This window comes from Shewanella sp. SR43-8 (assembly GCF_014163775.1).
Classification (GTDB): Bacteria; Pseudomonadota; Gammaproteobacteria; order Enterobacterales; family Shewanellaceae; genus Shewanella; species Shewanella vesiculosa.
Map to the genome: position 1 here is coordinate 134498 of NZ_JACJDX010000001.1, position 24418 is coordinate 158915.

Sequence of the window (24418 nt, forward strand, 5' to 3'; positions counted from 1 at the left end):
TATTTGGACTCATTTTTTAGCTTATTTAAGTATGAATTAAGTAAGTATAGGTAAGTTTAAATGCGCTAAAGTCCCAATAGATTATTTGGAATACCGGTCTAGATGACAAAAAAGATAACCACACATTTAGCACCTGAACTATTGAAGAGTAAGCCTCGTCCAAAATCGGTTTATCACCGTAATGCGACCACGACGCCGGAAATGCGTCAATTTATTCAGCAATCCGATTATAGTGTCAGTCAATTATCCAAAATCCTGAATATTAGCGAGGCCACCGTTCGTAAGTGGCGTAAACGTGACTCCATCGATAACACGCCAAATACCCCGCACAAACTCAACACAACACTCTCTCCGATGGAAGAGTACGTGATGCTGGGCTTGCGTTATCAATTAAAAATGCCTTTAGACAGGTTATTAAAAGTTACCCAAGAATTTATCAACCCTAATGTATCCCGATCTGGCCTAGCTCGCTGTTTAAAGCGCTTTGGAGTATCAAAACTCGACGAGTTTGATACTCCTTTTGTGCCAGAAAAATTTTTCAATCAGCTGCCGATCACTCAGGGAGCCGATATTCAAACCTATACCGTTAACCCGCAAACCTTAGCCGATACTTTAGCCCTGCCAAGTCCAGATCCGGACAACGTCGTGCAAGTGGTGTCGTTAAGTATTCCGCCTCAATTAACAAAGCAGCAAGCCTATTCTGTTTTGCTTGGCGTTGATTTTAAGTCTGACTGGGTTTACCTCGATATTTATCAAGACAGCCATACCCAAGCGAGTAATCGCTATATAACCCATGTCTTAAAGCACGGGCCATTTCATTTACGTAAGTTATTGGTTCGCAACTATCACACTTTTCTTGCTCGTTTTCCTGGAGCAAGTCAACCAGCCGCAGTATCTACTAGCACCATTGATGCAGCTGGATCCCAACACCAGATAACTGAACCTCAGTTATCAAACGGAGACTCATATGAGCCAATCCAGTAATAAAGATAAGCGTTTAAACAAACGCTTAAAAGATATGCCAGTCGCGATTGTCGGCATGGCGAGTATTTTTGCTAACTCACGTTACCTAAACAAGTTTTGGGATTTAATCAGCGAAAAAATTGATGCCATTATCGACGTTCCAGAAACCCATTGGAACGCTGAAGATTACTACAATGCCGATAAATCAATGGCCGATAAAACCTACTGTAAACGCGGTGGTTTTTTACCCGAAGTCGATTTCAATCCAATGGAATTTGGCTTGCCACCGAATATCCTCGAACTGACAGACACCTCACAACTCTTATCTTTAGTGGTCGCCAAAGAAGTGCTGGCCGATGCAGGTATTGATGCGCAGTACGATACCGATCGCATCGGTATTACATTAGGCGTCGGCGGTGGTCAAAAAATCAATCACAGTCTCAGCGGTCGTTTACAGTATCCTATACTCAAAAAAGTATTTAAAAATAGTGGTCTAAGCGACGCAGACACTGAGATGTTGATCAAAAAGTTTCAAGATCAATATATCCACTGGGAAGAAAACTCATTTCCAGGCTCACTTGGTAACGTGATTGCTGGGCGTATTGCTAACCGCTTTGATTTAGGCGGCATGAATTGCGTGGTTGACGCGGCATGTGCAGGTTCTTTAGCGGCGATGCGCATGGCGATAACAGAATTAGTTGAAGGCCGCAGTGACATGATGATCACCGGTGGTGTGTGTACCGATAACTCACCATCTATGTACATGAGCTTTTCAAAAACACCGGCATTTACCACTAATGACACCATTCAACCTTTCGATATCGATTCTAAAGGCATGATGATAGGTGAAGGCATTGGCATGATGGCGCTTAAACGTCTTGACGATGCTGAGCGCGATGGTGACCGAATTTATGCTGTTATTAAAGGGATTGGCTCATCATCTGATGGTAAGTTTAAAAGTATTTATGCCCCGCGCCCAGAAGGCCAAGCTAAAGCATTAAGACGCGCTTATGATGATGCGGGTTTTGCACCGCACACGGTTGGCTTAATTGAAGCTCATGGAACAGGCACTGCCGCTGGCGATGTGGCAGAGTTCAATGGTTTAAAATCGGTGTTTACCGAAGATAATGATACCCAACAGCACATTGCTCTTGGGTCAGTAAAATCACAAGTCGGCCACACTAAATCGACCGCTGGAACCGCTGGGGTCATTAAAGTTGCTTTGGCTTTGCATCATAAAGTGTTGCCACCGACCATTAACGTCAGTAAACCCAATCCTAAATTAAACATTCAGGACTCGCCGTTTTATTTAAACACCGAAACCCGTCCATGGTTACCTCGTACAGACAATACGCCGCGCCGCGCGGGTATTAGTGCCTTTGGTTTTGGTGGCACCAACTTCCACATTGTGTTGGAAGAATACCGCCAAGAACATGTTCGAGGCGATAAATATCGTCAACGTTCCGTGCCGCAAAGTCTGTTAATCCATGCTGAAAATAAAGCTGCATTACAGACTCAATTAAGCGCACTGCAAGCTGAAATTAGTGCTGTTGATACCACACAGCAAAATCGTCAAGAAATTGTGTTGGCTGATTTTGGTAAACGTTTTGCCTTAACGACCATAGCCCCTAAAGCCGCGCGCATAGGCTTAGTGGTGGCATCATTAGCAGACTTAACCATTCAGCTGACTCAAGCGCTGGCGCAATTGAGTTCGAATACTGCCGACAGCTGGCAACTGCCTTCTGGCACCAGTTATCGCTCAGCAGCATTAATTCATCCTGAATCAGCAAGCCATAAAGTGGCGGCATTATTTGCCGGACAAGGGGCGCAGTATCTGAACATGGGCGTCGATTTAGCCTGTTTTTATCCAGAAATGCGTCAACAATTGATGCAAGCAGATAAGGTATTTGCGCAACATAAACAAATGCCACTATCGCAAATAATGTACCCTACCCCGGCTTTTGAAGCCGAAGATATTGCCGCACAACACGCAGCATTAACCAATACTGCCAATGCCCAAAGTGCTATTGGTGCAGTGAGCATGGGCCAATATGCATTATTGACTCAAGCAGGTTTTAAAGCCGATATGGTGGCCGGTCATAGTTTTGGTGAACTGTCAGCATTATGTGCTGCGGGGGTCATTAGCCAAGCTGATTATTATCAATTGGCCTTTGCTCGTGGCCAAGCAATGGCGGCAACGCCTAAAGATCAAGATGCTGGCGTGATGTACGCCATTATTGTCCCCGCTCAAGCTGCTGACCAAGGTGTTGAAAAGCTTGAACAGTGCATTAGTGCATTTGAGGGCGTCAAAGTGGCTAATTACAATGCACCAACCCAACTGGTTATTGCAGGCCCAACAGCAACATGTACCTTAGCGGCACAAGCAATCACCGCTGAACTTGACTTTAAAGCAATCGCCTTGCCGGTTTCTGGCGCATTCCACACGCCATTAGTGGCGCATGCGCAACAACCCTTTGCTGCAGCCATCGATAAGGTTAAATTTGCTAAGCCAAAACTAAGCCTTTATGCCAATGGCACAGGTAAAGCACATCCAAATGATCCTAAAGCAATCAAGGCAGCATTTACTGATCATATGCTGCAGTCAGTTCGTTTTAGCGAGCAATTAACCGCTATGTATGACGCTGGCGCACGAGTATTTGTTGAGTTTGGTCCTAAAAACATCCTCCATAAATTGGTTGAGGCGACCTTGGGCAACAAAGCCGAATCAGTCAGCATAGTGAGCTTGAACCCAAATCCTAAAGGCAATAGCGACACTCAACTGCGTCAAGCAGCCTGCCAGCTTGCGGTATTAGGGCTGGCATTAACCGAGGTTGATCCTTATCAAGCGCCCATTGCTGAACTTGCAAAAGTGTCACCGATGAACGTCAAGTTAACTGCGAGTAATTATATTAGCGCCACCACCCAAGCCAAAATGAACAAGTCGCTACAAACTGGCACAGTTACCAGCAAAACAGTAGAAGTACCGGTCGAGAAAATTGTGGAAAAAATTGTGGAAAAAGAAGTGATTAAAACTGAATACATTGAAGTGCCTGCAACATCAGCACAAGCGCCAGCCTCTGCAGTTGCCGCACCTTTGGCGGCAACGACGGCCGTAGCAGCTAAACCAGTTAGCGCAAATGTGCCAGCGTCGGCCGATAGTATCGGTGCATTTTTTGCTGCGCAGCAACAAACGGCGCAATTACATCAGCAATTTTTAGCCATACCACAGCAATATGGCGACACCTTTGCTCATTTGATGACAGCGCAAGCACAAATGGCATCATCGGGATTAGCCATTCCTGAAAGCTTGCAACGTTCTATGGAGCTGTTCCACCAGCATCAAGCACAAACATTGCAAAGTCACAGTCAATTTTTAACGCTGCAAGCGCAAGCAAGTCAAGCTGCATTAGCCATGTTACAAGGGCAAACACCAATGCCAGCGTCGACGTCAGCACCAGTAGCTGCGGCATCTATGCAGCCTGCATTTGTGCCCCAAAGCCAAGTTGCTCAGGCCACAACGACGCCTTCGACTGTGGTAGCTCCTGTTGCTACTCAAGTTCAACCAGCTCAAGCGGTTCAATCTCAACAGACTGCCAGTAAACCAGTCCAGGCTCCTGTAGCTCAGCAAGTGAGTTCGCTTGCAGTTTCAGCCCCAACAGCAGGACTATCGCAGCAACAAGTGTTAGACACTATGCTCAATGTGGTCGCCGATAAAACCGGTTACCCAACTGAAATGCTTGAACTTGGCATGGACATGGAAGCCGATTTAGGTATCGACTCTATCAAACGCGTCGAAATTCTCGGCACAGTACAAGATGAGCTACCAGGCTTACCTGAGCTGAGCCCAGAAGATTTAGCCGAGTGTCGCACCTTAGGTGAAATCGTTAGCTACATGCAAACTAAATTACCTGCTGCTAATGCAGTTAGTGTTGCGTCTGCTGCACCAGTTGCGGCAAACACTGCAACTGCATCAACTGGCTTAACAGCTGAAAACGTCCAACGCACCATGCTCGCTGTGGTTGCCGATAAAACCGGTTACCCTACTGAAATGCTCGAACTTGGCATGGACATGGAAGCCGATTTAGGTATCGACTCTATCAAACGCGTCGAAATTCTCGGCACAGTACAAGATGAGCTACCAGGCTTACCTGAATTAAGCCCAGAAGATTTAGCCGAGTGTCGCACCTTGGGCGAAATCGTTAGCTACATGCAAACTAAATTACCTGCAACCTCTGCGTTGCCAACAGTTGCGGCTGCAACGGTTAACTCAACGGGCTTAAGCGCAGAAAGCGTCCAGCGCACCATGCTCGCCGTAGTTGCCGATAAAACTGGCTACCCTACTGAAATGCTTGAACTTGGCATGGACATGGAAGCTGACCTCGGTATCGACTCCATCAAACGCGTCGAAATTTTAGGCACAGTGCAAGATGAGCTGCCAGGTTTACCTGAACTCAGCCCAGAAGATTTAGCTGAGTGTCGCACTTTGGGCGAAATCGTCAGCTACATGCAAACCAAACTGCCTGCAGCCATTACAGTGGCACCAGTAGCAACCGTCTCTTCATCTTCATCTACAGCACCAACAACGGGCTTAAGTGCTGATACGGTATTAAGCACTATGATGTCAGTCGTCGCCGACAAAACCGGTTACCCTGCTGAAATGCTTGAACTGAGCATGGACATGGAAGCCGATTTAGGTATCGACTCAATCAAACGTGTTGAAATTCTAGGTACAGTGCAAGATGAGCTGCCAGGCTTACCTGAACTCAGCCCAGAAGATTTAGCTGAGTGTCGCACTTTGGGCGAAATCGTCAGCTATATGCAAACCAAACTGCCTGCAGCCATTACCGTGGCACCAGTAGCAACCGTCTCTTCATCTACAGCACCGACAACGGGCTTGAGTGCTGATACAGTATTAAGCACCATGATGTCAGTTGTCGCCGACAAAACCGGTTACCCAGCTGAAATGCTTGAACTGAGCATGGACATGGAAGCGGATTTAGGTATCGACTCAATCAAACGGGTCGAGATTTTAGGCACAGTACAAGATGAGTTGCCTGGCTTACCTGAGCTTAACCCAGAAGATTTAGCCGAATGTCGCACCTTAGGTGAAATCGTCAGCTACATGCAAACCAAATTGCCTGCAGCGACCTCAACCGCGATTGCGGCTGTCGCCCCAGCATCAACGGCAAATAAGGTTGAGGTTAACACCGCAGCATTACCGCCACACAGCGAGGTAGCGCTAAAAAAGTTACCCGCGGCGGATAAACTCGTAGATTGTTATTCAGCGAAAAACTGTATTGTCATCACAGATGATGGCCATAACGCCGGTTTACTCGCTGAAAAACTCACTGCAAAGGGATTAACCGTCGCCGTTATTCGTAACCCACAAACCATCAGCGTAGCGCATTCACCATTAAGCAGTGATATTAAAAGCTACACCTTGAGCAGCATTGATGATGCGAACATTGCTCAGGTGATTGCCGATATTAAAGCCGACTTGGGCGCTGAACATGCCATTGCAGGTTTTGTTCATTTACAGCCGCAAACGCTAGTAAATAATCACCCATTAATGTCGTGTACTCTTGCTGCAAAAGCCGCTGTCGACAACGCGTTCTTATGGGCTAAGCATCTTCACCCAGAATTTGCTAAACCAACGTCTTCGCGTCTGTGCTACTTTACCGTGAGTCGTTTAGACGGCGGGTTTGGCTACTTAGATAATGACCAATTAGCCACAGCGGAACTGAATCAAGCGGCCCTGTCTGGGCTGAGCAAAACCTTAAGCCATGAGTGGCCACAAGTATTTTGCCGCGCCTTAGACATTAGCAATAATATTGATGCGACAAGCTTTGCCGATGCCATCGTTGCTGAGTTGTTTGATATCGATGGTGCCAATGCAAGCGTAGATCGCATTAATGAAGTGGGGATTAGTCAGCAAGGTCGAGTAACCTTAGTCGCCGCCAATGCCAGTGAGCAGTTTGCGCCAGCAACGCTTGATGGTAATGACACTATTTTGGTCACCGGCGGCGCAAAAGGGGTAACGTTTGAATGCGCCCTCACCTTAGCCAAACAATGCCAATCACATTTTGTGTTAGCAGGTCGTAGCCAACATTTTGGCAGCGACTTACCGGCTTGGGCACAAGGCAAGCAAGCCTCTGAGTTAACAGCCGCGGCCATTGCTTATATTCAATCGAAAGGCAATAAACCCACGCCAAAACAAATTGATGCATTAGTGTGGCCAATTAGCAGCAGCCTAGAAATCGATGCTGCGTTAGCCGCTTTCAGTAAGGTCGGCGCCAGCGCGCAATATGTCTCAATGGATGTCAGCGACGCCACAGCGGTAGCCGCCAGCCTTAACAGCCTGACGAATGCTAAGGGCGACTCGTTAACCATTAATGGCATTATTCACGGCGCAGGGGTGTTAGCCGACAAGCATATTCAAGACAAAACCTTGGATGAACTTAACCGCGTTTACCACACCAAAGTGACCGGGCTTGCAAGCATAATTAATGCACTCGACCCACAACAGATCAAGCTGATTGCCTTGTTTTCATCCGCTGCTGGTTTCTACGGAAATACCGGACAAAGCGATTATGCTATGTCGAATGAAATCCTCAATAAAACCGCCCTTAAACTGGCACACACCTTAGCGCATGCTAAAGTAATGAGTTTTAACTGGGGCCCTTGGGATGGCGGAATGGTCAGTTCGGCATTAAAGAAAATGTTTGTTGATCGCGGTGTTTACGTGATTCCATTACAAGCAGGTGCCGAGTTATTTGCCCACAGTTTATTAAGTCAGCAAGGCGCACAATTGCTTATTGGCTCTGATATGCAAGGTTCATCAGAACAGGGTAATGCTGTAAAAAAGCTTAATGCGGACGCTTTGCTTATCGCCAAGGGTTCGCTGACGTTTGCAGCTAAGACACAGTCCTCTGATCTTATCAGCATGACGGTGACTCGAGTCTTAACCCCGGCTGAAATGCCTTTTGTTAGCGATCATTGTATTGCTGGTAATCCGGTATTGCCGACAGTATGTGCCATGCAATGGATGCGTGATGCAGCACAAACCTTATGTCATGTGCCTGTCAGTATTGCTGAATATAAATTGCTTAAAGGGGTTATTTTTGACACCAATGAGCCACATTTGCTGCAACTGGAACTAACGCAAACTGACGCTGGGATCAACGCGCTGATCTCATCTCGTTTGTTAAATGAGCCAAGTGCAGCAATGAAACCGCAATATCAAGCAACATTAGTGATCAATCGCGCCGTCTTGACTGATGATATTGCCAAGCCCGTGATTGATACAGCGAGCCTGACAAAGTGGTCGCATATAGCGCCGTTGAGCTCAGGGGTTGAACTGTATCAAAACGGAACCTTGTTTCATGGCCCACGTTTGCAAGGCATTAAGCAAGTGTTGGCATTTGATGATGCTCAGCTCTTGTGCCAAGTGCAATTACCGCAGATTAATACCGCTGACTGTCAACGTTTTATCCCATCATCGGCATTAGGTGGCAGCCAAGTTTTCGCGGAAGATTTGCTGCTACAAGCCATGCTGGTATGGGCCAGACTTAAATACGGTGCAGCAAGCTTACCGTCATCTACGGCTGAATGCGTTACCGCTTGGCCATTTGCCAGTGGTGATAAAGGTTATATTCAACTGGATGTTGTTAAACACAGCGGCAGAATGTTAATCGCTAACGTGAGTTTATACCATCAAGATGGTCGCTTGAGTTGCCAAATGCTCAACGCTAAAGTGACTATCAGTAAAAGTTTGAATGGGGCCTTTATTCCACATCAAGCGGCTACTGGTGTGTCTCACCACAGCAAGGAAACAGTGTGACGGTATTAAGCAACATGGCGCTAAACACGATGAGTGAGCGTATTGCAAAGCAACAAACTAAGCCTATGCGTTTAGCTTTGTTGCTCAGCAAGCCTAATATTGCCTCGATTAATGAACACCTGACCACTGTCGACACTCATAGTGTCGACGGCTTTGCATTGGCGTTATTGCACGCTTGCGAACACCTATCGTCCACCAGCAATGACATGGTCAACATTGGCGATCGATTGTGGATAATGTCTGGGTTAATTGCGGCTAAAAACGGTATTCATGCGCATGCTTATATCAATGGTATTGCACTGAGTAACAACCAAACTGAAGCGGTAACACTTGCCCTTAAGCATGCAAAACGTCTGCATGCTCAGCCACAGATAGTCGCGCTAGATGGCTGTTATAATTTTAGTGCAAGTTCTGATGGCAATGCCACTGATGATGCAGTGACGGATCCAGCTAATGATTCTAGATCTGAGTCCGCTCCTCATGTGAGTGCGCCCCATACGAATGAGACGGCACAAACAGCACTGACGGCAATGGTCAACCTAGTCGAGTCTATCGCGAGTCGCTGTATACCAACCCAAGACAAGGCTAACGGTCAATATTGGTTTAGTGCATTTCACCAAAGTCGAGTCGCAGCTTTATGTTATCCAACCGCATCAGGTGTTCAGGCAATCATCCTTACCCAAGGTCGTGCACTTATCGCCGCCAAGCCGTTAATCAGTACTCAACGTTTATGGCTGCCGCTTAGCGCCGCTTCATTGGCGCAATTGCACACTAAGCTGATGGGCCTTTCTTCGCAGTTACACTCAGCCATTAACGACATAAGCTTACTCGAGCTTATCAAAACCAGTTTATTAGATTATCAAACAGATGCACCGCTAGCCCTAGTCTTAATGGCAGCCGATCGCCGCGCATTAGTACAAGAAGTCAGCGCGATGATGACCATAATCGCCACTCGTCAGCAGCATGATGCGAATAGTCATACGCCGATAGAATATAAAACGCCTGCGGGCAGTTGCTTATATTCAGCGCCGCTGGGTCATAATGGCTTGAGCTTTGTTTATCCAGGCGTTGGCACTGTGTACCCAAACATGCTTAGTCAAATAGGCCTGGTTTTCCCAGATTTGTATGCTGAACTTGAAAACCAAGGTGACATGCAATCGATGTTACAAACGGACTTTATCTATGCGGCAGATAAAAATCGTGCCGCACAGATGAGCCTGAGCCAATTAGCCATTGCTGGTGTTGGCGCCAGTTATATTTTAACCAAGCTGTTGCAGCAAGAATTTGCCATTGAGCCTCGTTTTGCTTTGGGTTATTCCATGGGTGAAGCGGCCATGTGGGCGAGTTTAAACGTATGGCAAACACCGCACAGCATGATTGCAGCCACGCAAAACAGCAGTATTTTTACCCAAGATATTTCTGGTGAGCTCCGCTGTGTTCGCCAACAATGGCAATTAGCCGATGACGAAAACATTGTATGGAATAGCTTCGTTACTCGAGCCAGCATTGACGAACTCGCGCCTCATTTAGCCAATTACCCACGGGCTTATATTGCTATTATTCAGGGTGATACCTGTGTTGTTGCCGGCTGTGAAAACAGTTGTAAAGCCTTACTAAAACAAGCTGGTAAACGCGGTATTGCCGCTAATCGCGTCACCGCAATGCACACGCCTGCGGCATTGAACATCAGCGAATCAGTAAGGCAATTTTATCAACAACCATTAGTAGAAAACTTACCAAGCCAATTGCAGTTTATCTCCGCAGCAGAGACTCAGCCTGTTGTATTAACCTCACAAGCCATTGCAAAATCGATTGCCGATACTTTTTGTCATCAGCTCAATTTTACTCAGTTAATTCTTAATGCTCGAGAGCAAGGCTGTCGACTATTTGTTGAAGTAGGTGCCGATCGGCAAACTACCACCCTAATTGACAAAATCAATGCGCAGAGTAGCAATAGCGTCTCAGCGATGGCAATGGCCGTCAATGCTAAAGGTGGCGATGACGTCACCAGTTTACTTAAATGCCTAGGGCAACTAATTGCTCATCGAGTGCCCATGTCATTAAGCCATTTTATTCGCAGCCTTGACGCTAGCATTAATACATTATCCCAGCAGGCGGCATTAGCCGACGGCTCATCCCTCATTTGTTATAGTGAAACATCATTAGAAGGAGAACCTCATTGAGTTCTCAAGCTACCCCTAAAATAGCCATTGTCGGTTTAGCCAATCAGTATCCAGACGCGGATACTCCCGCTAAATTTTGGCAAAACTTATTAGACAAAAAAGATTCGCGCAGCCAAATCAGTGCCAGCAAACTCAATGCTTCACCGAGTGACTACTTGGGTATACAAGGCGAATCGGACCGTTTTTATTGCGATAAAGGCGGCTACATTCAAGACTTTCAATTTAATCCTCAAGGTTATCGCATTGAGCCCAGCGCATTTAATGGCTTAGACGATAGCTTCTTGTGGGCAACCGACACAGCACGTAATGCGTTAACAGATGCCGGTATTAGCCTTGACGATAGCTTGCTTAAACGCACCGGTATTGTGATGGGAACCTTATCATTCCCTACGGCTAAATCTAATGAACTGTTTGTACCTCTGTATCACAGCGCGGTCGAAAAAGCCTTACAGACCAAGCTGCAACAGCCAAACTTTAGCCTACACTGTTTCAATAATAGCCTTAACAAGAGTTGTGATCAGCCACAAGCTAATCACGCTGCCACCGCTCAAACGGTTAACTTAGGTAATGGTGCCATTGCCCATAATGCCTCGAAAATTGTTGCCGATGCTTTGGGTTTAGGCGGTACGCAGCTGAGTTTAGATGCAGCCTGTGCTAGCTCGGTTTACGCCTTAAAACTCGCCTGTGATTACTTGCATACTGGCAAGGCAGATATGATGTTAGCTGGCGCTGTGTCTGGCGCAGATCCATTCTTCATCAATATGGGATTTTCAATATTTCATGCTTATCCAGACCATGGAATTTCAGCGCCCTTTGATCGTAACAGTAAAGGCTTATTCGCCGGCGAAGGTGCGGGTGTATTAGTGCTTAAACGCCTTGAAGACGCTGAGCGTGATGGCGATCATATCTATGCTTTAGTCAGTGGTATCGGTTTATCAAACGACGGTAAAGGTCAGTTTGTGTTAAGCCCGAACAGCAAAGGCCAAGTACTAGCATTCGAGCGCGCTTATCGCGATGCGGCAGCAATAGACCCAAGTATTACCCCTGCCAGTATTGAAGTGATTGAATGCCATGCCACGGGAACGCCATTAGGCGATAAAGTAGAATTAACCTCAATGGAACGCTTTTTTGAAGATAAACTTCAAGGCAGCGCGACGCCACTGATTGGTTCAGCCAAATCTAATCTAGGCCATTTACTCACCGCTGCAGGCATGCCTGGGATCATGAAAATGATTTTTGCCATGCGCCAAGGCGTGTTGCCACCGAGTATTAATATCAGCTCCCCTATTACCTCGCCTAACGGCTTATTTGGTCAAGCGACTTTGCCCAATGTGGTCTTGCCTTGGCCCGATAAAGCCGGTAATAAAGCCCGCCATGCAGGTGTATCAGTATTTGGTTTTGGCGGTTGTAACGCCCATTTACTGATTGAGTCCTATCAAGATCAGGCAGGCATAAACCATGCTGACAGTAAACTCTCTCAGCTTAGTCGCAGCAAAATAGTCAGTACAGAAACGCCAATGCACATTACCGGCATGGCAGCCCACTTTGGTCAGTGCAGCAGCATCAATGCGTTGGCTGATAAAATCATCAATAAGCAACCACTGTTTAGCCCATTGCCCAATCAACGCTGGAAAGGCTTAGACAAGCACCCTGAGTTATTGGCTCAATATGGCATACATCAGGTGCCACAAGGGGCGTATATTGAACAGTTCGATTTTGATTTTTTACGTTTCAAAGTGCCGCCTAATGAAGATGATCGCCTGATATCGCAACAACTGTTATTAATCAAAATAGCAGATGAAGCCATTGCTAATGCTAAGCTAACGCCTGGCAGTAAAGTAGCCGTGTTGGTAGCCATGGAAACCGAACTTGAATTACACCAATTTCGCGGTCGAGTTAACTTACATAGCCAAATAGCGCAAAGCCTTAATGCCCAAGGGATCCAGTTATCCAGTGCTGAATATGCCAGCCTTGAAGCAATTGCGATGGACAGTGTTTTAGATGCCGCCAAGCTAAATCAATATACCAGCTTCATTGGTAACATTATGGCGTCACGGATCTCCTCATTATGGGATTTCAATGGCCCGGCATTTACCATTTCAGCTGGTGCACAGTCAGTTAATCGTTGTATCGATGTGGCGCAAAACTTATTTGCTCTTGGTTCGTTACAAGAGCCTTTGGATGCCATCATCATCGCCGCGGTAGATCTTTCCGGCAGCATTGAAAATATGTTATTCAATACTGCCAAGCTTAATGCTAAAGGATTAAGCTCAACCGACTGGAAAGTAGGTGAAGGCGCTGGCGCAATAGTGTTGCAACAAACTAATGCTGCGCATCCAGAGCTTGACAGCTATGCCAGCATAAACAGTATTGATTTTGACTCCTTATCACAACGCCCGGCCAACATTGCAGCAGATCTTATCGAATTAAACCAATCGCCTGAATGCATATTAACAACTCAAGGCCAACAGTTTGTCCAAGGATTAACTGATGCTGCTGCAGCGGTCAGCTCAGCGCCGTTGTTGAGTAAAGCACAAGATATTCTCGGTCATACCTTTGCCGCTTCTGGCATGGCCAGTTTACTGCACGCTTTAGTACAAAGCCGCCATATTGATAAATCGGCCATCAACGCCAGTGTATTCACCAGCAGCGAAACCCAATACTCACAGGTTAATCTGTCTGTTTCGGCGCCGCAGCAACACGCATTGCGTACTCGTCTGAGCAACAATTTGACGCAACAATTAGCCACAGGCAATAAGTTAAGCTTAATTAAGCAAGTTAGTTTAGGTGGCCGAGATATCTATCAACATATTATTGATAGCTCACTTGAAGGTCTCGACAGCATTGTGGCTCAATGCGCCAATATCACAACAATGGCCGACAGCAATCTAGATCAATGTGCTGATACCACTTCAGCAATAGCTAAAATCATTGACAGAACTAAGCCAAAAACCACCTGTGACAGCAGCCACTTTAGTGTCAATCATAGCGAGCATATCGCCGAGTCTCTTATGTCAGAAAACACCGTTTCAACAGCAGAGCAACCTAAGGTTGCCAGTGTGACAAGCCCGACCATATCGCCAGCACATTTAAGTGCATTTCAGCAAAATCAATGGTTAGCGCAGCAAGCGCACTTAGCCTACTTATCCAGCCGAGATGCGGGGTTAAAAGTCGCCGACAGTTTATTACGCTCACAATTAGCCGGTTTCACCAGCCAGCAAATCTCTTATGTGTCGCAGGCTTCACAGCCTGCTGTAAATGTAGCTCCTATCGCCTCAGCTGCTGTACCTGTGGAATTAATTCAACCTAATCATGCTTGTGTGCCAGCTTACACCGCGCCGATCCCAGCGGATAAACCGTGTATTTGGAATTATGCTGATTTAGTCGAGTATGCCGAAGGCAATATCGCTAAGGTATTTGGCCCAGATTATGCCATCATCGACAGCTATTCTCGTCGAGTAAGACTGCCCACCACAGATTATTTGTTGGTGTCGCGCGTCACTAAACTTGATGCGACCATGAATCAATACAAACCCTGTTCAATGACCACTGAATACGACATCCCAGTCGATGCGCCGTATTTAGTCGATGGTCAAATCCCTTGGGCTGTAGCAGTAGAATCGGGTCAATGTGATTTAATGTTGATCAGTTACTTAGGCATCGATTTTGAAAACAAGGGCGAACGGGTTTATCGTTTATTAGATTGTACTTTGACTTTCTTAGAAGATTTACCTCGTGGCGGTGACACGCTGCGTTACGATATAAAAATCAATAACTTTGCTAGCAATGGCGATACGTTATTATTCTTTTTCTCTTACGAATGCTTCGTAGGCGACAAGATGATCCTCAAAATGGATGGCGGCTGCGCAGGCTTCTTTACCGACCAAGAACTGGCCGATGGTAAAGGGGTTATTCAAACTGAAGATGAAATAAAACGTCGTCAACAAGTGCTCAATAATCCAAACAAACCGACCTTCACGCCATTACTTCACTGTAGCCAAACGGCATTTGATTATGGCCAAATTCATCATTTACTGACCGGCGATATTGGCAGCTGTTTTGGCGGCGAACACGTCGCCCACCAGTTACAAAATGGTATGCAAAAATCGCTTTGTTTTGCCTCAGAAAAGTTCTTAATGATTGAGCGTGTAAGTCAATTACAAACTCAAGGTGGTGCTTGGGGCTTAGGCTTACTCGAAGGTCATAAGCATATTGCGCCAGATCATTGGTATTTCCCTTGTCATTTCCAAGGCGACCAAGTGATGGCCGGCTCGCTAATGGCAGAAGGTTGTGGTCAACTATTACAGTTCTATATGATCCACATTGGCATGCATACTCTCGTCGAGAATGGCCGATTCCAGCCTCTGGAAAACGCCTCACAAAAAGTCCGCTGTCGTGGCCAAGTGTTACCACAAACCGCCGAACTGACTTATCGCATGGAAGTGACTGAAATAGGCATTCATCCTCGCCCTTACGCCAAAGCTAATATTGATATTTTACTTAATGGCAAAGTTGTGGTCGATTTCCAAAACTTAGGCGTGATGATTAAAGAAGAGGCTGAATGTACCCGTTACCCACTTATCTCGTTAAACACAGCAAACACTAGCACTGCCGTTGATTCAGACGCTAGCAGTAAAGTGATTGCCAGCAAAGCGCCATTAATGGCGCAAGTTCCAGATTTACATGCCCCGAGTAACAAGGGCGTTATTCCGCTAAAACACCTTGAAGCGCCCATCGTAAGTGCCGATTCAAAGTATGCTAATCGCGTGCCTGATACCGTACCATTTACGCCATACCATATGTTCGAATTTGCCACAGGCGATATCGAAAAGTGCTTTGGCCCAGACTTTAGTATTTACCGCGGATTGATCCCGCCGCGTACACCCTGTGGCGATTTACAGTTAACCACGCGCGTCGTTGAAATTAACGGTAAGCGCGGCGAACTGAAAAAGCCATCATCGTGTATCGCAGAGTACGAAGTGCCGGCAGATGCTTGGTACTTTGCAAAAAACAGCCATCAAGCGGTAATGCCTTACTCAGTGCTAATGGAAATTTCACTACAACCTAACGGTTTTATCTCAGGCTATATGGGCACCACTCTTGGCTTCCCCGGGCAAGAGCTGTTTTTCCGTAATTTAGATGGTAGCGGTAAATTATTGCGCCATGTGGATTTACGCGGTAAAACCATAGTCAATGACTCAAAGCTATTATCAACCGTCATCGCTGGCAGTAACATTATTCAAAGCTTCACCTTTGAATTAAGTGTTGATAACGAGCCATTTTACACTGGTAGTGCGGTATTTGGTTACTTCAAAGGTGATGCGCTAAAGAACCAGCTTGGTATTGATAATGGCAGGATCACCCAGCCTTGGCATATCGATAATAATGTCGCGGCAGACATTAGCGTCAACTTACTGGATAAACAGTCGCGAGTATTTAATGCACCAGCGAGCCAACCGCATTATCGCCTTGCGGGCGGCCAGCTTAACTTTATCGATAAAGCCGAAATTGTTAACACTGGTGGCAAATACGCTAAGGGCTATCTTGCTGCGTCACGCACGATTGACCCAAGTGATTGGTTCTTCCAATTTCACTTCCATCAAGATCCGGTTATGCCGGGTTCATTAGGTGTTGAAGCCGTGATCGAGTTGATGCAAACTTACGCCATCTCTACAGACTTAGGTAAAGGTTTCACCAATCCGAAATTTGGTCAAATATTGTCGGATATTAAGTGGAAATATCGCGGTCAAATTAATCCGCTTAACAAACAAATGTCACTTGATGTGCATATCAGTGCAGTAAAAGATGAAGACGGTAAGCGCATCATAATAGGCGATGCAAACCTCAGTAAAGATGGTCTACGCATTTATGAAGTCAAAGACATCGCAATCTGTATTGAAGAAGCTTAGGCCCAAAAGGAATAATAATAATGACAACACAAGTGCACAACGAAAAGCTTTCTCCTTGGCCATGGCAAGTTAGCCAGCAACACGTTAGCTTTGATCAAACTGGGATGAACAAAAAGCTCAAAGATTTATCACAAGCGTGTTATTTGGTTAACGACGCGCAACAAGGCTTAGGCGTGGCGCAACAAGCTCAAGTGGTGACCGACGCAGTTAATGCACCTAACACTTTACCTGTAAGCGCTTTTGGACCTGCACTGGGTACCCAAAGTTTAGGCGACAGTAATTTTCGCCGCGTGCATGGGGTAAAATATGCCTATTATGCTGGCGCGATGGCTAATGGCATTTCCTCGGAAGAATTGGTTATCGCGTTAGGCCAAGCGGGTATTTTATGTTCGTTTGGCGCAGCTGGGTTAATTCCATCTCGAGTTGAACAAGCGATAAACCGCATCCAAGCCGCGCTGCCCAATGGGCCATATGCGTTTAACTTAATCCACAGCCCGAGTGAGCCAGCGCTTGAGCGTGGCAGTGTTGAGCTATTTTTAAAACATAAAGTGCGCACGGTTGAGGCCTCAGCCTTTTTAGGCTTAACCCCACAAATAGTCTATTACCGCGCAGCAGGCTTAAGCCGCGATGCTCATGGTGATATTCAAATCGACAATAAAGTGATTGCTAAAATTAGCCGCACCGAAGTCGCGATTAAGTTTATGCAACCAGCACCCGTTAAAATGCTGCAACAACTTGTTGATGATGGCCTCATTAGCGCAGAGCAAATGGAACTGGCACAACTTGTACCAATGGCAGATGATATTACCGCTGAAGCCGACTCTGGTGGCCATACCGACAACCGTCCATTAGTGACGTTACTGCCCACTATTTTGGCGTTAAAAGATGAAGTGCAAGCGCAATACAAATACAAAACACCTATCCGTGTTGGCGCGGGTGGCGGTGTGGGTACACCCGATGCCGCGCTGGCTACGTTTCATATGGGCGCAGCCTATATTGTTACCGGTTCAATTAACCAAGCCTGCGTGGAAGCGGGGGCTAGCGAGCATACGCGCAAATTACTGTCAACGACCGAAATGGCCGATGTGACTATGGCACCCGCTGCTGATATGTTCGAAATGGGGGTCAAGTTACAAGTGGTCAAGCGTGGCACATTATTCCCGATGCGAGCCAACAAGTTGTATGAAATTTACAGCCGTTATGACTCAATAGAAGCGATTCCAAGTGACGAACGCGAAAAACTTGAAAAACAAGTATTCCGCTCAAGCCTAGATGATATTTGGGCTGGTACTGTCGCGCATTTTAATGAGCGCGACCCAAAGCAAATTGAACGTGCTAAAGACAATCCAAAACGTAAAATGGCCTTGATTTTCCGTTGGTATCTTGGCTTATCAAGCCGCTGGTCAAACTCTGGTGAAGTCGGCCGTGAAATGGATTATCAAATTTGGGCAGGCCCAGCATTAGGTGCATTTAACGCTTGGGCTAAAAATAGTTATTTAGATGACTACAGCCTACGTCATGCAGTAGACTTAGCGAAACATTTAATGCATGGGGCAGCTTATTTGGCCCGAGTGAATTTATTGACGGCGCAAGGCGTTAGCCTTCCAGTAGCATTACAGCGTTGGCGCCCAATTGATCAAATAAAATAGCTGTTCAAGTGGATCTCGGTTCATCGCGAGATCAGCTACAAAGATAGGAACTAAGATGAGCGATACCCAGAAACTCGATTTCTCAGCGATTAATGCCCCTACATTGGCGTCATTTAATCAACAAAAGAATCTGATTAAGCGCATGCTTAAAGGTAATAATGCCACTTGCAGTGATTGCAATAAACCGCTAACACTGCAATTGCCGCCTAACACTAAACAGGCCAAACCTGCAGCTAAAGCCCCTGGGATTTATTGTGCTAAAGGTTGCACCGATATCGAGCTAGACATGGAAGCGGTAGCGTTAATGAAATAGTACGCATAAAAGCAATACTCATTGAAAAGATAAATGCGTAAGTACTCGCCAACAATGACCAATAAAAAATGACCACCTTTAACAAGATGGTCATTTTTTTTCGCGCTCTATCTATTTACATGCAGCACTATCGCCATGTCCAGTACTAAGATTATTGAGCAAGCCACTGCTTGAGGATCATTGGCTTACCACAAAGCTGTTCAAGCGAATGAGCACCCGAGAGTACAGTCTCAAACTGACTAAATGGCACATTAGGCCATAAACTGATCGTAAATTGCGTATCAGCAGTGACAGCTCCCACACCTTTTGGGGTTCCCGTCATAACAATATCACCATCATTTAAAGTCATAAACTCACTAAGCGCATTAAAAATGGCTCGAGGCTGATACATCATTAATTGCTGATGCCCAAGTTGGGTCACGACATTATCAATGGTTAACTGAAAACACCAATTATCCATGCCCGGAGTGATTGGAATAAATTGACTAAACAGGGCTGAGCTATCAAAGGCTTTTGCTCTCTCCCACGGTAAGCCTTGTTTTTTTAATTTACCTTGGAGCTCGCGTTTAGTCATATCTAACCCAAGGCCAACTGCACCAAACTGACCATCTGCCACCATAAAACACAACTCGGTTTCATAATGCAACACTTCGTCCTTATAGCTTAATAAGTTCTCAGTAATCGCTGAATTAGGCTTAAGAAATACCACCATATCATCGGGTACTTCATTGCCTAATTCATCAATATGCTCAGCATAATTTCGCCCAATACATATCACTTTCGACGGCGTAATATTTTTCTGTTGGCCACTGGCTTGTATTAGCGTTACCGATTGTTGACTCACATTAACCTCGAATGGTTGAAAAATAATGATAAAAAATATCGATTTAGCGATATAAACAACTACACTTTTTAGACTTAAAGCAAAATACTATTGGGTGTCTAGTGAACATGACGATAGCCTATCAATCTTGCTGCTAACTGACGATATAGATGTTGAACAGTAGCCATATAAACTTAACAAGAATATACACATCTTGCTTACAAGCTAGATATTGCTTACTTATAAACAATGAAATACTACTATAAAAACAAAGATATATTTCTATTTTTTGCACAAGTGCATTTACATTTTTTTTACAACGTTCTAGTCTAGAGTCAGTCTTAATCAGACAATAAACAAGCAATAGCACATATAAATATAGTATGAATGACGTCAGGTAAATAACAATAAGAGAGACCAAATGGCCATGTTCGAATTCACTATTAAACAAAAAATAGCGCTAGGTTTTTCCTCAATAGGCTTATTACTGCTTGTTGGAAGTAGTTTTTTCTATGGTTCCCTAAATCAAATTCAAACAGCAAATAATAATATTGAAACCTTAGCCGTCCCGGTACAAAATCAATCGAACGGGTTGCAAATTACCTTATTAAAAATGGCAAAAATAGATAGCCTAGCTTATTCACAAACAGGTAATGACAATATTAATCTTAGCTTTACACAATTTAATCAATTACAGCAAGAATTCGATAGCGTATTAAGCACACTATTAGTTAAAGTCGCCGATCAGCCGACGATGCAACAGGCGTTAACCAAAGCCAAAAATGCTTATGAGCAGTACATTAAGCAATCTCGCACTATGTTCAACGCAAAACTCGAAATAGAGCAAACCCGCGCCACTTTCACCACTTTAAAACAACAGTTCGACGATGCGCGCATCAGCGCCAGTAATAACATGATTGATTTAGAGCTTATTGAAGCGCCAGAAAATGAGGCCTCATTATTAGAAGAAGTGGTTGGTGGTGGAGTACGTATCGATGACATGCTATTTACTCTGGGTAATACCATGACAGAACTCGGTCGATTAACCTCTACCGATGCCGTAGACATCCACAAACAAGATGTTGCCATGTTATTAGGTAATATTAGCGTTAATGGCAGCTACTTAACTCAACAAGCTGAACCCTTAGGTGCTACGGCGCTATTTGCAGAATTTAACACTCACTTGCAAGCAATTAAACAATTTACAGATGAGCCTGGTAACTTGTACATCGCGCAACAAAATGTCATCAATAAGCAACTCTTGGCAGAACAAAGTCACCTGCAAGCTAACACCTTTTTTGATACGACTAATCAGCAGTTAGATCAATTAGTCACACTCGCTAACGAAAGGTTCCACCTATTGCAGATGGTGGCCGTTGATGAAGTGACGACAGCACAAACATTAGCCATTTCAATGGCAGTGATATTTGTATCGATGGCGATATTTATTTATTACTTTACCTCAAAAGCCATGTTGGGCCCTCTACAAGCAATAAACATCGCATTATCGCGAATTGCGGGTGGCGATTTATCGCAACGATTAAGCAAACGAAATAATGATGAATTTGGCGAATTGATAGACAACACTAATAAGTTATCTGATGATTTGACCCAGTTATTACAAGCGATTAATAGTGATGCCCATCAATTAGATGAATCTGCTATTCGCTCACAAGTACAAAGCGAAAAAATATCTCATTCAGCTTCACAACAGATTGATAATATTAGCCAAGCCAAACAGCTTGCCGAACAAATACATCACAGTTCAACTCAGGTTAATCAACAAGCTTCTGAATCAGAACAATATATCAAATCCGCCTCTGTCCAAGGAGGACAAATAAAAACCATTGCCGATGATAACCGTATCCGTATTGAGACCTTATCAAGTAGCTTGCACGACTCAGTTAAGATCATGACAACGCTTAGTCAGCATAGCAACAATATTGGCGGGATTTTAACAACGATTAGTGCTATTGCAGACCAAACCAATTTACTTGCGTTGAATGCAGCCATTGAAGCAGCCAGAGCGGGTGAGCATGGTCGTGGCTTTGCTGTCGTTGCTGACGAGGTACGTTCATTAGCCTCTAGAACTCAATTATCAACAGCCGAAATTCAAACCATGATAGATGCATTGCAGCAAGAAACCACAAACGCCGTTAAGGCGATCACCCAAGGACAAAACCAAGCCAGTGAATGTGTAGAACAAAGCCAATCTTTACATGATGCGATTGAAAATATAGAAACCGCATTAAATACCATTAGTGGCATGAGCCAAAATATTACTCACGCGGCCAATGAACAGGTTAATTACAGTCAACAAATAGAACAAACAATGACTCAGACTGCAGACTCAGCGCAACAAAATGCCCAAGAATCGGCATCAATGACAGAAAGAAGCCAGCAACTAAACCAATTAGCTCATTCACTGACGACCTCAGTAGAACGCTTTAAACTATAACCATTAAGCGAATAAAAACCTGAGGAAAAGCCAGAGGGGCGGTATCAATAACTCAATAAACTATCAGCTAGATCCATGAGCTGATCCACTGACTTCATGTATCAGTGCAGTGGAACGTTTTATACCATCATGATTAAGCGAATAAAAAGGCCAGAAACGTTCAAATTTCTGGCCTTTTTGACATCTGCTGTTTAATTTATTTCTTGCCTATGGCCCCAACCGCAAAACGTCTGATAATTGATCTAACCATCATTACGGATTCACCTAACTCACTACTATTATGTAAGGATTTTTCTGATGATATTTTAGTTATCTCTGCTGAATCAGCAATATCAATAATCTGTTGGTTAATGTGTTCTGCGACAGCGCCTTGCTCTTCTACAGCGGCTGACATATCCAAGGTAAGTTGGGTAATTTGCTCGACTGATTGATTAATCGACGCTAATGCATTACGAGTTTCATCGACAATTTGAACACCTTTACTCGCCGCTTGCTCGCCCCTAAGTGACACTTGGACAGCGTTACTGGCACGTTTGGTTAATACACTGACAATACTGTGAATTTTATCGGTTGATTCGCGAGTTTTAAATGCCAGAGAGCGGACCTCATCAGCAACAACACTAAATCCTCGCCCTTGCTCACCTGCCCTTGCTGCCTCAATGGCCGCATTTAACGCAAGTAGATTAGTTTGATCGGCAATACTGGAAATAATACTGGCGGCTTGACCAATCTCATTGGTGGATTCCGATAACTCGCGAACGGTAGTCGCAATATCAGCAACCGAGAGATTTAATTCATCAATAGACTGTTTGGCTTGATTTGCAAGTAGAGCCCCTGCACTCACATTGTCTAATGCATCTTTAGCACTATCAGCATTACGCTCGACATTAGCAGAGACCTCTTGTATCGCTGTAGACATCTCTGTAATGGCTGAAGCAATTTGTTGTATTGATGCGCTTTGAAGACCAACAGCTTTAGCGGTTGACTCTGCTTCAACTTGGGTATGCTCAACAATACCATCTAAAGATCCTGCTGCATCCTCGATCCTTGTCATAGCGGTACGACATCGAGCAATTTCACAACCAAGAGCTAATTTAGCCTGTGCTTTGGCGCCAAAATCAGCAAAGTAGGTTTCTGCGACAGTGCGATCGGTAAACGAATTAGGATTGAGTGTGACGACTTCTAGCCAGTCTTGCTGTTGTTTATAGCCTAACCATGCAGCTGATAGAGTGAGTGTGATTAAACTTATCAAGCCAGGGATCAGCCCCCAGAACTCAAAGAGTACCATTGACAAAACAAACATAGGTAACCAAACGGGTAACAACTTAAGTACTCGATGTGTTATTTTAGCATGCAGTGGCCTTGGGGACTTATTGGCCTTAATCCTGGCATAAGCAGCCTCTGCTCGAGCAATTTCTGCAGGTAATGCCGTTATCCTGACGGACTCATATCCTGCTACTTTATTATTTTCAAACACTGGGGTGACAAATGCGCTAACCCAATAGTAATCGCCATTTTTTCGACGATTCTTAACCAACCCCATCCATACTTTACCAGCTGAAATACAGGCCCACATCTCTTTGAACACTTCACTTGGCATATCGGGATGGCGCACGAGATTATGGGGTTTTCCGACTAACTCGCTTTTTTCAAAGCCGCTGACTTCAACAAAGGCATCATTACAATAAGTGATGTGGCCGCGTAGATCAGTTCCTGAAATTAAACGAACTTCATCGTCGAAGTAATATTGCTTTAGAGTAACGGGTTGGTTATTGCGCATGGACACTAAATCCTTTTAAATGTATGGAAAATAAGCATCCATTAAGATTATCTTTGACACCAAAGGTGCAAAGATAACAATTTCGTTTAATGAGCTTGTTGATTGATAACATCACTGTACTTAACGAGATATAAACTTATTTTGATAAGTCATTATAAGTTTGGTATGTATCTGAAAATTGTCAATTAATTAATTAACTATCTGTAAAATAATTTTGGTCGATTTATTACCAAGCATTACTCTCGTCGTTTTAAACTTAACCTTGATTGGCTTATCGTGAAGCGAGTTGAAAATGAGCTGAATTCAGGATACTTAGCCTAAAACAGTAAATCCAACATTAGGTTAATCATCCTGTTGCGAGTTTAAAACACATCTCTATCTATAAACTTAACCCGAGCTTCGTCATCACCAAGGGTTAAGTTATCTAATAACATAGTGCTAATAATCGCTTTATACAGCTTGATTAACAATCCAATTAAACTCTCAAAGGGTTTCTATTC

9 protein-coding genes are annotated in these 24418 nt (G+C 44.7%); 7 read left to right on the top strand and 2 right to left on the bottom strand.

All coding sequences use genetic code 11. The annotated features are described in order from the left end of the window. Window positions 1-102 precede the first annotated feature (102 nt). From H5114_RS00565 to H5114_RS00590, 6 genes are read left to right on the top strand one after another with little or no spacing between them, the layout of a single operon-like run. Window positions 103-984, top strand: coding sequence for a helix-turn-helix domain-containing protein (locus H5114_RS00565; RefSeq protein WP_124016959.1), 882 nt, complete (start codon window positions 103-105; stop codon window positions 982-984). Then, window positions 968-8803: a type I polyketide synthase gene (locus H5114_RS00570; RefSeq protein WP_182721933.1), complete on the top strand. Its 7836-nt coding sequence runs from the start codon at window positions 968-970 to the stop codon at window positions 8801-8803. The genes H5114_RS00565 and H5114_RS00570 overlap by 17 nt, the downstream gene beginning before the upstream one ends. Next, window positions 8800-10986, top strand: a complete 2187-nt coding sequence (locus H5114_RS00575) for a PfaB family protein (RefSeq protein ID WP_310736373.1) — start codon at window positions 8800-8802, stop codon at window positions 10984-10986. The genes H5114_RS00570 and H5114_RS00575 overlap by 4 nt, the downstream gene beginning before the upstream one ends. Then, a complete protein-coding gene (locus H5114_RS00580) occupies window positions 10983-16895 on the top strand; it encodes a beta-ketoacyl synthase N-terminal-like domain-containing protein (RefSeq protein ID WP_220492408.1) in 5913 nt (1970 codons plus the stop codon). The genes H5114_RS00575 and H5114_RS00580 overlap by 4 nt, the downstream gene beginning before the upstream one ends. 20 nt (window positions 16896-16915) lie before the next feature. Further along, window positions 16916-18544, top strand: coding sequence for an eicosapentaenoate synthase subunit PfaD (gene pfaD, locus H5114_RS00585; RefSeq protein WP_182721934.1), 1629 nt, complete (start codon window positions 16916-16918; stop codon window positions 18542-18544). 55 nt (window positions 18545-18599) lie between these two features. Further along, complete coding sequence (locus H5114_RS00590) at window positions 18600-18857, top strand: hypothetical protein (protein ID WP_124016955.1); 258 nt, start codon at window positions 18600-18602, stop codon at window positions 18855-18857. Window positions 18858-19008: 151 nt separating this feature from the next. On the opposite strand, the gene H5114_RS00595 is transcribed toward H5114_RS00590, so the two are convergent. After that, window positions 19009-19701, bottom strand: a complete 693-nt coding sequence (locus tag H5114_RS00595) for a fumarylacetoacetate hydrolase family protein (protein WP_182721935.1) — start codon at window positions 19699-19701, stop codon at window positions 19009-19011. Between the two features lie 400 nt (window positions 19702-20101). Here H5114_RS00595 and H5114_RS00600 point away from each other — a divergent pair, with 400 nt between their 5' ends. Continuing rightward, on the top strand, window positions 20102-22138 hold the full coding sequence (locus tag H5114_RS00600) for a methyl-accepting chemotaxis protein (protein WP_259395200.1): 2037 nt from the start codon (window positions 20102-20104) through the stop codon (window positions 22136-22138). A 196-nt stretch (window positions 22139-22334) separates the two neighbouring features. Here the strand turns inward: H5114_RS00600 and H5114_RS00605 are convergent, their stop codons facing one another. After that, a complete protein-coding gene (locus H5114_RS00605) occupies window positions 22335-23918 on the bottom strand; it encodes a PAS domain-containing methyl-accepting chemotaxis protein (RefSeq protein WP_182721936.1) in 1584 nt (527 codons plus the stop codon). Between the last annotated feature and the right edge of the window lie 500 nt (window positions 23919-24418).